The sequence below is a fragment of the Streptomyces sp. 7N604 genome (assembly GCF_052245475.1).
Classification (GTDB): Bacteria; Actinomycetota; Actinomycetes; order Streptomycetales; family Streptomycetaceae; genus Streptomyces.
This window is the reverse complement of the sequence record NZ_JBQQBX010000013.1, coordinates 78200-91507: the sequence shown is the minus strand read 5'-3', so window position 1 is coordinate 91507 and position 13308 is coordinate 78200. Positions and strand designations below refer to the sequence as shown.

Annotated in this window: 8 protein-coding genes and 1 pseudogene; 3 read left to right on the top strand and 6 right to left on the bottom strand. The window is 68.5% G+C overall.

From position 1 onward, the window contains the following. Positions 1–75: 75 nt before the first annotated feature. Positions 76–690 (bottom strand): hypothetical protein, encoded by a 615-nt coding sequence (locus ACTWP8_RS16105; protein WP_443322848.1) that lies wholly within the window; start codon positions 688–690, stop codon positions 76–78. Positions 691–767: 77 nt separating this feature from the next. Continuing rightward, positions 768–1361, bottom strand: coding sequence for a hypothetical protein (locus ACTWP8_RS16100; RefSeq protein ID WP_443322847.1), 594 nt, complete (start codon positions 1359–1361; stop codon positions 768–770). Positions 1362–1846: 485 nt separating this feature from the next. Here ACTWP8_RS16100 and ACTWP8_RS16095 point away from each other — a divergent pair, with 485 nt between their 5' ends. Next, positions 1847–2665 carry an IPT/TIG domain-containing protein gene (locus ACTWP8_RS16095; protein ID WP_443322936.1) on the top strand — a complete coding sequence of 273 codons (819 nt, stop codon included), beginning with the start codon at positions 1847–1849 and terminating at the stop codon, positions 2663–2665. 191 nt (positions 2666–2856) lie between these two features. On the opposite strand, the gene ACTWP8_RS16090 is transcribed toward ACTWP8_RS16095, so the two are convergent. Next, complete coding sequence (locus tag ACTWP8_RS16090) at positions 2857–3231, bottom strand: hypothetical protein (protein WP_443322846.1); 375 nt, start codon at positions 3229–3231, stop codon at positions 2857–2859. A 22-nt stretch (positions 3232–3253) separates the two neighbouring features. After that, on the bottom strand, positions 3254–10195 hold the full coding sequence (locus tag ACTWP8_RS16085; RefSeq protein ID WP_443322845.1) for a golvesin C-terminal-like domain-containing protein: 6942 nt from the start codon (positions 10193–10195) through the stop codon (positions 3254–3256). Positions 10196–10430: 235 nt separating this feature from the next. Here ACTWP8_RS16085 and ACTWP8_RS16080 point away from each other — a divergent pair, with 235 nt between their 5' ends. Next, positions 10431–10670 (top strand): hypothetical protein, encoded by a 240-nt coding sequence (locus ACTWP8_RS16080; RefSeq protein WP_443322844.1) that lies wholly within the window; start codon positions 10431–10433, stop codon positions 10668–10670. A gap of 47 nt (positions 10671–10717) precedes the next feature. On the opposite strand, the gene ACTWP8_RS16075 is transcribed toward ACTWP8_RS16080, so the two are convergent. Next, complete coding sequence (locus ACTWP8_RS16075) at positions 10718–10903, bottom strand: DUF6817 domain-containing protein (protein ID WP_443322843.1); 186 nt, start codon at positions 10901–10903, stop codon at positions 10718–10720. Between the two features lie 258 nt (positions 10904–11161). On the opposite strand from ACTWP8_RS16075, the gene ACTWP8_RS16070 reads away from it, so the two are divergent. After that, positions 11162–12124, top strand: coding sequence for a LysR family transcriptional regulator (locus tag ACTWP8_RS16070; protein ID WP_443322842.1), 963 nt, complete (start codon positions 11162–11164; stop codon positions 12122–12124). On the opposite strand, the pseudogene ACTWP8_RS16065 reads toward ACTWP8_RS16070, so the two are convergent. Continuing rightward, positions 12093–13306: pseudogene (locus ACTWP8_RS16065) on the bottom strand (ABC transporter ATP-binding protein). The gene ACTWP8_RS16070 and the pseudogene ACTWP8_RS16065 sit on opposite strands and share 32 nt — an antisense overlap. Between the last annotated feature and the right edge of the window lie 2 nt (positions 13307–13308).

Sequence of the window (13308 nt, the reverse complement as noted above, 5' to 3'; positions counted from 1 at the left end):
CTCCCGGACCGGGACGCCCCTCCCGGACCGGATCGGACCTCAGGGGGCCCGGTCCGGGAAGGGCAGGACGAGGCGTCAGCCGCAGTGTTCGGCCTTCTCCTGCTCCGTCATGGGGCGGGTGTGCTGTGTCTTCGTGCTGGGCGCGTCCGGCTTGGGGCCGGTCGCGTCGAACGGCACGTACCAGATGTAGTGACCGTGGAACCTGTCCGGGAAGTGCAGCTCGTACGTGCCCGTGACGCGCTGCATCTGGGACTCGCGGGTCACCCAGCCGACCTCGCCGGGGCGGACGTCCACGTTGGTGGTGTCGGTCTCGGTGTGCGAGCTCTCCCAGGTGTGCCCGTAGGAGGTCTCGATGCTCACCTTGAAGACCTCGGCGAAGCCGTACTCCGCGCTGAGCGAGACCCCGACGCTGTTCGACTCGCCGGTCGTGTCGGCCCACGCAATGCTTGAACGCTGCAGGTCCTGGGTGCAGTTGTACGCGCTGTCGCCCACCTGGTGGGCCTCTCCCATCGAATCCGTGGCCGGGCCGTCGGGGTGGAAGACGCAGGAGTCGGTGCCGTTGTCGCACTTGTCGAGCAGCTCGCGGGTGGTGGGCGCCGGCTCGTCGGCCTGCGCGGCGGGGGCGAAGGCCATGCCGCCCGCGGTGGCCATCGTCGCCAGCAGGACGGCTATACGTGTACGGGTGATCATGCGTGATCTCCAGTGGGGGGTGTGGAACTTGTGGGGGGATACGGCGTGCATGCGGGACCGCGTTGACGGGTGGCGGTCTAGCTGAAGCCGATGGACTGGGTCCGGTCGTTCATCATCTGGCCGACGTCGGCGGTGTTCTCGTCGAACGGTCCGTCGCGGTCGCCGCCGAGGTTGGGCTCCGGGTAGAGCCAGATGGAGCAGTTGGCCCAGGGCTGCACCGAAGAAATCCGGTTCTTCCAGTCGTCGGCGAGGTCGTGCTGCCAGTTGATCCAGCCGTCCTTCTCGCACAGCTCAGGCCCGGTGATGGTCAGCGAGTCACCGGAGAAGCCCTCCTCGTCGAAGAACGTCCCCTGGACGACGTCCCCGGCCGTGCCGGCGTCGCCCTCTGCCCTGGTGCCGATCCGGGATATCTGCGCCCGGAACGTGCGGGACTCGACGGCCGCCTGTGGGGTGGCGGGGGCGTCGGTGATGCGGCCGCCGGTGGCGCGGTCGACCGCCTCGGTGAACGTGCCGAAGCAGCGCTGCTGTCCGGACTGCGCGTCAACTGCGCAGTGACGCGCGGCGGGTTCGCCGGCCGCAGCCGTCTGCACCGAGGGAGCGCAGACCAGGCCGGCGACGACGGCGACCGCGGCCCCCGCTAACCGGGTGCGGCGCGTTGTCCGTATGGCCATACGGACACCTCCTTCTCTGTCGTGGGCGTGGGTACTTCCCCTGCCTGTCTAGTGGATCTGGTCCGTACCAGGCACACGATTCCCGAATTGTTTGGCACCTCGGGCGAGTTGAGCCAAACTCGGGCAGCTCTGGTGCCCACTTCGGGCACGCCGGTGAGCACTTCGGGCATGCGATTCCCACTTCGGGGCATGGCGATTTCCCACTTCGGGGCTGCCCACACCGACCCGGCGGGCGCACGCCGGTGCAGAGGTTTATTGACCGCTCATTTGCATATGGTCATTTTGCTGGCCGAACGCATCATCAGCATTGCGTATGCGCCTTCTTCATGCCTGGCACGGACCTTACCGTCAAATGGGTCCAGCACACTCGACGGCGGCTGCTTTGACCCGAGCGAGGGGATTTGCTGCCTCAAGGAGAAGCCATGTCCGGAGTCGTACAGCAGCAAGGAGACGTGTCGTCCTCAGGTTCCTCGCCCCACCAGAGCATGGGGGATTGGCCCGGCGGGGGCGGGGGCGGGAACTGGCCCGGTTATCCGAGGCTTTATCAGGCAGTTCCGGACTCTGGGCCGGTCTCCGGAGGTAACACCGTCCTGCTCACCGGGGTGAATTTGCAGGGCGCCTACAAGGTCACCTTCGACGGCACGCAGGCCACCATCGTCGCCCAGGACCCCTCCGGGGCCTCGGTCACGGTCATCGCACCGCCGCATGCGGCAGGCACCGTGCTGGTCGTCGTCACCACGCCGAAAGGCGTCACCAACTCGGTGAGCTATACGTACGTTGCGGCACCGAGTGGTCCGACCGTCAGCGCCCTCGTGCCGGGCAGTGGGACCACCGCCGGCGGCACGGCGTTCGCCATCATCGGCACGAACCTCACCAGTGCGACCGTCACGTTCAACGGGGTCCCGGCCACCGGAGTGTCCGTCGACGCCGCAGGTACCGTCCTCGTCGGCTTCACCCCGCCGGGAGCCGCCGGAAACGTACCCGTCGTCGTCACCACCTCGATCGGCAGCACCACCGTCACCGGCGGCTTCACCTATACGGCGCCTCCGCCGCTGCCCGTGGTGACGTCGCTCGCGCCGAACTCGGGGAGCACTGCGGGCGGCAGCGCATTCGTCATCACCGGCACCAACCTCACCGGCGCAACCGTCACCTTCAACGGAATCCCCGCCACCGGAGTATCCGTCAACGCCGCAGGCACCACCCTCATCGGCTTCACCCCACCTGGAGCCGTCGGCAACGTGCCCGTCGTCGTCACCACCCCGGCCGGCAGCACGACCGTCGCCGGCGGGTACACCTACGTGTAGGCATCTACCTGTAGGCGCCGCCCATCAACGGGGCCGCGCGAACACGAGAATGCCCCCACCAAGGCGCTCTTTCCACAGGCGGCTGGCCCCATAGGGTGTCCTCGCGCCCATGCCTGAGGGGCCCGGACGCGGGGAGATGTCCGGGCGCCTCAGGTGCGCCACTGCGTCGCGGAGAGCGCAGGCTGTCGCTGTCAGCCGACCCCATCCACGGCTGTCAGCACGATGAGAAGCTCCGAGGACTCATCCTCATGATCGCCATAAATCTCGACTCGATGGCAGCTGCCGTCCACCGGGAGTTGCATCTGGACCACACCATCGGGGTCATAGAGGGCCAGGCTCTCCTCCGGCAAGGACAGCTCGCCGGAGAAAAGCAGGTCGATCTCGGATGGCACATACGGACCCTTTACGCAGGCGACGTCCACGAGTCCACTCGCCGCCGACTGTACGGAGATGTACAGGGAATCCGGCCCCGCGTGGATGGCCTCGGTGGCCGGATCCCAGTCATCGTGCGCATCGACGCTGCCGGGAGCGGAGACGACCAGCAGGCCGTGCGGGAATCGGGCCACCGTCCCACCGTAGAGCCGGTCCTCAAGATCCCCTTCGCCCAAGTACCGGAAATACCTTGTACCACCCTTGCTTGAGGGCATTGACAATCCCACCCTGCTTCTTTGTGCAGGCCTTGCAGTGCGGATAAAGCGTCCAGGGCCCGTTGGGTGCCAGCTTGTTCGGAGGGACGTGGTCGCCTGTCCAGTGACCGTCTGCGTAGCCTGACGTCGTATTCGTGCACGAAGGGTTCGAGCAGCCGTACCTGTTGCCGGCTGCATTGATCATTTCTTGCTCGTGCGGCAGAACCCTATCGCCACGCTGAGCTGAGACTCCTTGGGAACTCTGGCCACGCAGGTTGGGGCCAAGCGTCAGGTCGCAGATATCCCCTTCATCAGCGTTATGGGCCAGAAGCGGGGTCGTGCCGGCCAGGACGTAGTACGTGTGGACACCCGCGACGGTGAGATTGTGGACCGTCAGTCGCTGGGTCCGCTGTTCAATGTCCGTGACCTGTGCCCACGTGCCCCAGCGGGTCTGGATCCACTGGCCGGACTCGAGATCCTCGGCATCCACCCACTGGGCCACATCCGGGCTCCAGAAGGGGTGGTTGTCCGTCGCCGTGATGGTGCCCCTGCGGTCGCCGTCGCGGCCGTCGGTGCCCACCGTGATCGTGACGAGGCGCTTGGCGCCCTTCCCCGTGATGGTGTCCGTGACCGTACGCGCCCGGGTCTCGTCAGTCTCCACGTCCGCGCCGGCCACCTTGTCGCCGACCTTCACATCTTCGATCGCCTTGGTCGAGCCGTCGGCCATCAGGACTCGTGTCCCCGGGACGAAGCTGTTCGGTGCGCGACGGCACGTCGCGCCGCTGTTCGGTGGCGCCTCCGGCGCCTTCTGGGGGGACGCCGGGGCCGGGGCCGGGTCCTTTGCCGCGGGCGCCGGGGCCGGGTCCTTCGCCGCCGGGGCCGGAGCCGGGTCCTTCGGCGCAGGCGCCGGAGCCGGGTCCTTCGGGGCGGGGGCCGGGGCCGGATCCTTCGGCGCGGGAGCCGGGTTGTCCGGGGTCTTCGGGGCCGGCGGGTCGGCCTTCTTCGCCGTGTTGGCGGCGTCCACCGCCTTGCCGCCGTACCTCGCGCCCTTCGCCGCCGTCGCCGCGTACCCCGCGAACGGGATCGCCGAGGCACAGGACAGGCCCGCGTCCACGGCGTTGCCCTCCGCCGCGTACCAGCCGCAGTTCGCGAGGTCCGCGAACTCGCCGAGGCCCGGCACCAGCCCTGCGACATCCAGCGCCGCATGGCCGATGTCCGAGATCGACAGGCCGAAGAGATGGCCGTCGATCTCGACGAAGCTGATCGGGTTGCCGCCCGCGAAGGCATAGCGGTTGCCGGTGAACGGGTCGGTGACCAGGCCCATGTCGGCGAGCGCGCCGCCGTACATGTCGCGGGTCAGGAACCGGTTCAGGCCGGGGTCGTACGTCCGGAACCCCATGTCGTACGAGCCCGACGAGGTGTCGTAGCGCTGGGCGTTGAAGCGGTAGGAGTTGTACGGGTCCTCCTTCTCCTCGCCGTCCTCGCCCGGCTTGTCGACGCCGCTGAACTGGGCTGTGTCGTTCTTGCCGTACGCCGTGTAGCCGTACGTGGTCTTGGTCGTGCCATCCGCCTTCGTCAGCGCCTCGACGTCGCCGTGCGGGTGGTACGTGTACTGCGCCGCCTCCTCGTCCTCGTCCTTCTCCTTCTTGATCTGGGTCAGCTTCTGGCCCCAGGGTGAGTACTGGAAGGAGGTCCTGGACTCGTCGGCGATCTCCTCGCGCAGCGACTTCGACGTGATGCCGAGATAGGTGAATTTCTTCACCTTCGCGTCGTCGCCGCTGCCCGTCCGCTCCTGCGTGGTGCGGTCGAAGGGGTCGTAGGACAGGGACTTGGTCTTTTTCGCCGCGCCGGTGCCCGTCGTGGTGGACGCGATGCGGTCGAACCCGTCGTAGCGGTGCTTCTGCTGGACCTCGCCGCCCGAGGAGACGGTGTCGAGCCGCCCCAGCGGGTCGTAGTTGTACGTGGTCGAGACGCCGTCGGCTGTCGACGTCAGCAGCCGGTTGCGGTCGTACTTGTGGGTCGTGGTGGTGTCGTCCGTGGTCTGCGAGACGACGTTGCCCGCCGCGTCGTGCGTATAGGACTCCGTCGCTTCGCTGTCGCCGGACTTGGTGACCTTGGCGACGCGGTCCTGCGGGTCGTAGGTGTACGCGTACGTGTTGTCCTTGGTGTCGCCGCCTGCGTCGGCGTCCATGAGCTTCAGGACGTCCTTGGACTTGTGGCCGTTGGCGTTGTAGGTGAGCCGGTGGTCGGAGACCACGCTGCCGCCGTCGGTCTTCTCCAGCTGCCGCTCGGTCGCGCCGTCCAGGTAGTAGGAGTAGCTGACGACGTTGCCGTTGGGCTTGGTCTGCCTGGCGAGCTCGCCGCGCGCCGTGTACGAGACCGAGGTCACCTGTTTGTCGCCGACGTCCGGCGAGTCGGCGTTGGTGATCTTCTTGACCCGGTCCAGCGAGTCGTACTCGAGCTTGCTCCAGGTCAGATCGTGCTGCGTGGTCAGCGTGTTGCCGTTGGCGTCGTAGGTCAGGTCCGTGGTGTTGCGGACCGCGTCGCCGTCGTGCTCCCGCACCCGCGTGAGCTGGTTCAGGCCGTCGTACGCCATCGTGTAGCGGTCGGCCTCCGCGCCGGGGCTGCGGTCGGTGACCTCGGTCTGGTTGCCGTTGGCGTCGTAGTGGTAGGTGAAGTCCTTGGCTTCCCTGTCCGTGTCGCCGGAGTTGTCGCGGACGAGCCGCACGGCGTCGGCGACGACCGTGCCGTCGGCGGCGTCGGTGAGCGTGACGGCATGTGCGCCGTTCTCCGTGAAGTCGTACGACCCCAGGGACCGCCATTCGCCGGGCTTCTCGGTCTGGTCGACCTTCTTCTCGGCCTCGCCGTCCTTGTGCTTGATCTCGAAGGTGGCGTCGGTGGCCGCGCCGTCCACCTTCGGGTAGCGGACGAAGACCTCGTACTTGCCGCCCTTGGGGATGTTCAGCTGCCAGGCGAAGCGGGCCTCGCCACCGCCCTTGCCGTGGGTCTGGGCGTCGTAGCCGTACGAGCCCGGGGCACGGACCGCGTCCCATGACCCCTGCGTCGCCGTGTTGTTGATGTCGGAGTTGTCGACCAGGACGGCGTGCAGGCCCACCGGCACACCGTCGTCGGAGCGGGACTTCATCGCGCCGCTCGGATAGAACGCCGTGTCCAGCGTCCGGGACACCGACCCGCCCGCGCTCGTCAGCGTCGTCTGGATCTGCTGGCCGAGCTTGTTGTACTCGTAGGAGCTGACGATCCCGAAGGTGTCGGTGGACTTCTTCGTCCAGCCGTTGTCGAAGTGCGCGTACGTGGTGTCGTTGCGCACGCTCTGCCCCTGGGAGGGCGGGGCGCTCACCTTGCTCAGGTTGCCGACCTCGTCGTAGCTGTAGAACGTGCGGTCCGGCTTGTCGTAGCGCGGGTCGTCCGGGTCATACGGGGTCAGCGTCTCCTTGACGCGGTTCAGCTCGTCGAAGACGGTCTCGGCGGTGAAGTCGGCCGGGTTGCCGGTGTTGACGCCCCGCGGGCTGACGACCTTCGTCTGGTTGCCGGCCTCGTCGTACTCGTACCGGGTGGCGTTGTACGAGATGCCGCCGTCACCGTCCTTCGCGTGCGGCACGCGCTGCTCGACGAGGGAGCCGCGCGCGTCCAGCAGCTGCGAGGTGCGGTTGCCTTCGGCGTCGGTGGTGGCCGTGACCAGGCCGTCCCAGTCGTAGACGCTGGTCGTGAACTTCCCCGCCGCGTCGGTCGACTTGGTCAGCTGGTGGTTGAGGTCGTAGGCGAACCTGCTGCTGTAGTCGCCGGGGTCCGCGCTCTCGTTCTTCAGCGGGTCGGTGACCTCCACCAGGTTTCCGACGTCGTCGTACTTCGAGGTGGCCTTGTGGCCCTCGGCGTTGACGACCTCCACCGGCTGGTACAGCTCGTCGTAACGCGTGGTGGTCGTGAAGTCGTCCGGGTCATCGGTCAGGTTGCCCCTGGGCTCGGTCTCGGTGAGCCGGTTGCCGACCTTGTCGTAGGTGTAGGTGACCTTCCGCTCGGGGCCATCCGGCTCGTCCTTGGGCTTGACCTCGGCGGTGAGCTGGTCGGCGGCGTCGTATGTGCTGGTGGTGGAGGCGTTGTTGGGGGCGGTGAAGGTGACGGTGTTGTCGTTGGCGTCGTACTCGGGCGCCGGGGTGGTGATGAACTCCCCGGCCTCCTGGTCCTTGGGGACGCGGTGCTCCAGCGGACGCCCGAAGACGTCGTAGGTCTGGCTCGTCTTCGCGCCGTTGGCCTCCTCCAGCTCGGTCACGTTGCCGCGCACGTCGTACGTGGTGACGGTGCGGTTGCCGAGCGCGTCGGTGGCGGCGCGGGGATAGCCGACGGGGTCGTAGTCGCTGTAGCGGGTGGCGTGGCCGTTCGCGTCCGTGGCCTCCGTCAGCCGGCCGAGCTCGTCGTAGGCGTACGTGGTGGTGTAGTCGCCGTCCTCGTCGCTCTCGACGCCCTTGGGGTCGGTGACGGACGTCAGGTTGCCCCTGGCGTCGTGGCCGAAGAACCACTTGCGGCCCTCCGGGCTGATGCGCGACGCGAGCTCCGCGACGTAGCCGTCCTCGCCGGTCGCGTAACTCATCCTGGACGCGGGCCGGTTGCCGGCCACGGCTTCGGCGTCGCGGATCTCCAGCGGATAGCCGGTCTTCGGGTCGTATCTCCAGGTGCTGACAGCGCCGTTGTTCTCCTCGAGCCGGGTGACGTTGTTGTCGGCGTCCCAGCCGAGCTTGGTGACGCGCTGCTTGGCGTCGGTCAGCCGCGTCGGGCGGCCGTAGCCGTCGAGGAGCTGTTCGGCGGGGTTGCCCTCGGCGTCGGTGACCACCGACCGGATCGCGCGGCCCTTGTGCCCGTCCGGGTCGTAGTAGGCGTACCGGGTCTTCCCGCCGAGCCGGTCGGTGACTTCCTTCAGGTGCCCGGAGAAGTGCTTCTGCTCGTCGTCGTGCGGGGAGACGTAGTCCAGCGCGGTGGCGTGGCCGCGCGGGTCGGTGACCTTGTCGAGCTTGCTGATCGGCAGGCCCCAGGCCTTGCCGTAGTGGAAAGAGAAGACCTTCGGCTGCCGCGATCCGGCGCCGTCCTCGAGCCTGCCGAGCTGCCCGTGCCGGGTGTGCGTCAGCTCGACGCGGCGCCCTGAGATGTCGGTGAGGCTCTTGACCTTGCCGATGATGTGCGGATTGAGCAGGTGCCTGCCGGTCCTGACCTCGCCGTCCTCGTCGACGTAGCGGTACGGCTCGAGCTTTTCCCAGTAGTCGACGGTGAGGGTGCGGCGGCCGGAGGCGTCGGTGATGTACTTCAGCTGCTTGCCGAGGACGCCGAGCAGCTTCTTCTCGTACGTGAACTCCATCCGGTTGCCGTTCTTGTCCACCATGGCCGTCGGATGGCCCTGGCAGTCGTAGAGGAACCGGGTGCGGTCCGGGCGCAGCATCTCCCACGCCTCCCGCTCGTCCGAGACGATCGGCAGGCACGTCTTGACCAGCTGCTTGAGCCGCAGGTTCACGCCGGCGGGGGCGCGCCAGGTGTGCGTCCTGACGTCCTTGCGGAAGACGTGGCTGGTGCCGTCGCCGTCGGTCATGGTGACCTTCAGCGGGAGGAGGCCGGCGGGGAAGAAGTGCAGCGGGGTGCCGAGCCGCACCGGGGAGGACAGCTGGAGCGACCAGCCGCGGCCGGCGGGGGTGCTGGAGAAGTCCTGGGAGTTGTAGGCGAGGCGGGCGAAGGTGGAGAAGCCGAGGGAGGGGTTGGAGAAGGCGTTGTACGACCAGACGGCGTTGCCCGAGCGGAGGTTGCCCATCAGCGTGGAGGCCGCGCCGGTGTTCTTGCCCGCGTAGGAGTGGAACTGCTCCAGGCCCAGTTCGTCGGAGGTGGGCTTCTCGACCACGACGTCGTGGGTCGAGGGCGGGACGTCGTCGGTCTCGGACAGCCACTTCTCGGTGACCTTGTCCCGCAGGTCCCAGTGCAGCTGGTACTCGACACGGGAGGCGAGCAGATCGCCGAGCTTGGGGATCTGCAGCGTGGCCTTGAAGGTGGCGCTCTCGCCGGGCGCCAGGTCCTTCGGCAGCTCGGTGGACTTCTGGTTGAAGAGGTTGGAGACGTCGTGGCCGTCCAGAGTCCAGCGGTACGACAGCACGCGCCGGTCGGCCTTCCAGACCTGGTCGGTGGTGTTGGTGAGCGTCGCTTCGACGGTGAGCCGCTCGCCGGGGATGGCACGGGCGGGGGTGTAGGGGAGGTGATAGGTCGACTCGGCGGCCGGGTCGCGGGCCTGCTTGCGGTCGTCGCCTTCGCCCTTGAAGAGACTGCCGAGGAGCGGGAGTTCGAAGGACCGGGCGGGGCTGGTCAGCAGCTTGCCGTCCTTGGTCCGCGCCGCGATCAGGTAGGTGTACGTGCGGCCGCCGTTGCCTCCGCTGCCCTTGACGGCGGGCGGGGCGGCGCGGTCGGAGAAGCTGCGGGTGTCCGGATCCAGCGGTGCGACCAGGGTGGCGGCCGAGGGCTTGAAGTCCTTCGCAGCACTGCGGTGGACCTCGTACTCGAGGAGGTCCTTGCCCTTGTACGGGCTCCAGGACAGGTCCGCGCCGGTCGCGTGCAGCAGATCAGGGGTGTTCAGCCGTAACCCGTCGGCGGTGCCGCTCACCTTCCAGGCGCCCTGCCCGGAGCCGGCTCCGACGGAGCGGTCGAGCCGGATGCGGGGCGGCGCCGGCGTATCGGTTTCCCACTGGCCTCTGGCCTTCTCGCTGTTCGGCCGCCAGCCGTCCCGCGGATCGGTACGGGACCACGCGGGCCCGGTGCCGTCTGTCGATGCCGAAGTCAGGGCCGAAGGGGCCACGCCGGTCAGCGTGACCACTAAGGCGGTCGTGAGCGTGCCGATCAGTGCAGTACGGAGCTTTGCCATCCCCCGGGCTCCTTGTCGCCGCAGACGTGAGAGGTGTCAGTCGTGGTGCGCGCGATCCTGTCGTGGACACGACAGGCATCCGTGTCTAGTGACATCACGGAGGGCGGTCAAGGTCACGACAATCCGTTTCGGCCATGCGTCATACGCCGGAAAGGTCCAGTGGCGCGCGCTGATAACCCGGGCAAAAGCCCCGCACCTGAGACGTATCCTGCGTGCGCCCGATACGGGCGTACGCGTGGATCCTGCCCGCCGTGCCCCCCACCGGCAGGCCCGTACGCATCCCGGTCGTCGCCGTCGTCGGCTTCCAGAACACGGCCGTTCGAGCGAGCACATCTACGGGGACCAGGCCGCGATGCTCGCGCAGACGCGGCTGCTGGACGCGGAGACGGGGCGGCGGCTCCCCGTCATCGCAGCCCCCGAGGACGTACTGGAGGGCCGGAGCCCCCTCAACCGCCTCGCGGAGCCACGTCCCTGATTCCTCTCAGGAAAGAACCGCTCGGCAGTCCTGCCACGCCTGCTCGCTCAGCAGAGGACGGAGACCCGGGAGAGACCGGCGAGTTGGAGAGCCGGGCGGGCGCCCCACTCGGCGAGTGCTTCCTGGACGCGCTGCAGATGCGCCGACAGCGATCCACCCGGGTGGTCGACCCGCTCGGCGCCGAGCCGGCGCAGTAGACCGACCGCGTTGGCCGCACCTTCCCCCAAGAGCATGGCGGCTCCTTCCCCACGATTCTTCAGGGGTTACCGCGGATTCCTACGGACTCTCCCGGACTCCCCCGGACTCCTGCGGATTCCCTCACGGAGGGTCGGCACCCGTCCCGCTGTCGTCGCAGACGTCCGGCCGAGAAGGTCTCCGCGACAGGACGGAACGGGTTGCCGCCCCGGGCCCGCCACCGATCGTCGCCCACCGGCGAATTCCAAGTCAATCCTCGGGTTCCCTGGCAAACACCCAAGCTCTAGCTTGGGTTTGTGACTCTCGACGACCTCCGCGTCTTCGTCGCCGTGTGCGACTCCGGCAGCCTCAGTGCCGTGGCCCGCAGTCTGTCCTGCACACAGTCGGCCGTGAGCCAGCACGTCAAGCGCCTGGAGCGAGAACTCGGGCTCAGCCTGCTGGAACGCCGCCCCCGCGGTGTTACGCCGACCCCCGCCGGGCGCATACTCCAGGCTGCGGCCGCCGACGGCCTCGGCGGCATCGACCGCGCGCTGCGGCAGCTCCGCGACCTCCAGCACGGAGGCGGCGGCTCGGTGCGGATCGCTACGGGCGCGACGACCGTCCGGCACTTCATGTCCGACGCCGTCGTCACCTTCCGCCGCCGCTTCCCCCAGGTGAGCCTGGAATTCCAGACCGAGAACTCCAGCCGCGGCTGCTTCGCCGCGCTCGCCGCGGGCGACGCCGACCTCGCCTGGATCACCATTGACACCGCCGTACGAGTCGCCACGGCCGTACGAGGCCTCACCGCCGTACAAGGCATCGAACAGCGCCCGGTCGCCGACCTCCCCTGGGTGCTGGCCGTACGAGCCGACGACCCGCTCGCGGCCAGGAGCAGCATCGACCGCCAGGACCTGGCCCGGATCCACCACATCGGGCTGCCGGAGAGCTCCACCTCGCACGCCCACCTGCAAGCCCAATGCGAGGAACTCGGGGTCCGGCTCACCTCGACGACGGGCGTGGCCGACTGGGACACCGCCATCCTGCTGGCCGAGCTGGGGCTCGGCCACGCCATCGTGCCGGAGCTGCCGGGCTGGGCGGCCGCCCGTGCCGATCACCCGGGTGTCCGGCTGGTGCCCATACCCGGACTGTCGCCGCTCTCCGTCGGGTGGGCCGTCCGGCAGTGGGACGCACTGAGTCCGCCCGCCCGCGCCTTCGCCGACACCGTGACGCAGAGCCTGTGCGGGGGGCCTACTCCTGGCGCGCGTTCTCCGGATGCGTGAGGTTCACCCCTGTCGACGGGTCGAAGATGTGCGCCTTCCCCACGTTCAAGCACAGCTCGAGGCGCTCGCCCTCCCGCGCACGGGTGGCCGCGTTGAGGCGGGTCACGATCTGCTGGACCTGGGTGCCCGTGTCCCTGAGACCGGAGTCGGCCGCGAGCTCCTCCAGTTCGGCCGTGACGGCCCGGTGGCCTTCCTCCAGGAAGTACACGAAGACGTCGGAGCCCACCGACTCCACCACACCCACCGTCGTGGTGAAGGTGAGGAAAGGCCCGCCCCGGCTCGTATCCACCAGCGACGCGTCCTCGAAGTCCTCGGGACGGAAGCCGACGATGAGATCCCGGGGCGCGTTCTGCCGCTCCAGGGACTGCCGGGTCCTGTCGTCGACGGGCAGATCGCCCAGCGACGTACGCAGCACGCTGCCCTCGGGCCGGTCCTCCAGCGTCGCGTAGAGGAAGTTCATCGCGGGCGAGCCGATGAAGCCCGCCACGAAGAGGTTGCGCGGCTCGTCGTAAAGGTGCTGCGGCGTGCCGACCTGCTGTACGACGCCGCCCCGCAGCACCACGACCCGGTCGCCGAGCGTCATGGCCTCGGTCTGGTCGTGCGTCACGTAGACCGTCGTCGTGCCGAGGCGCTGCTGCAGCCGGGAGATCTGGGTCCGCATCTGGACGCGGAGTTTGGCGTCCAGGTTGGGTTGGACAGCGGCTCGTCCATGAGGAACGCCTTGGGGTTGCGGACGATCGCGCGCCCCATGGCCACCCGCTGCCGCTGCCCGCCGGACAGGTTGGCGGGCTTGCGGTCCAGATGCTCCGTCAGGTCGAGGATCCGGGCCGCCTCCTCGACCTTCTCCTTGATGGTCGCCTTGTCGACTTTGGCCAGACGGAGCGCGAAGCCCATGTTGTCCCGCACGCTCATGTGCGGGTAGAGCGCGTAGCTCTGGAACACCATGGCGATGTCACGGTCCTTGGGCGCCTTTTCGTTGACGACCTGGTCGCCGATCCGCAGCGTGCCCGCGGTGATGTCCTCCAGGCCCGCGATCATGTTGAGCGTGGTGGACTTGCCGCAGCCGGACGGGCCGACCAGGATCACGAACTCGCCGTCCGCGATATGGAGGTTGACGTCCTGCACGGCGAGGGCACCGTCCGGATACCGCTTGGTGATTCCTTCGAGAATGATCTCGGCCATCG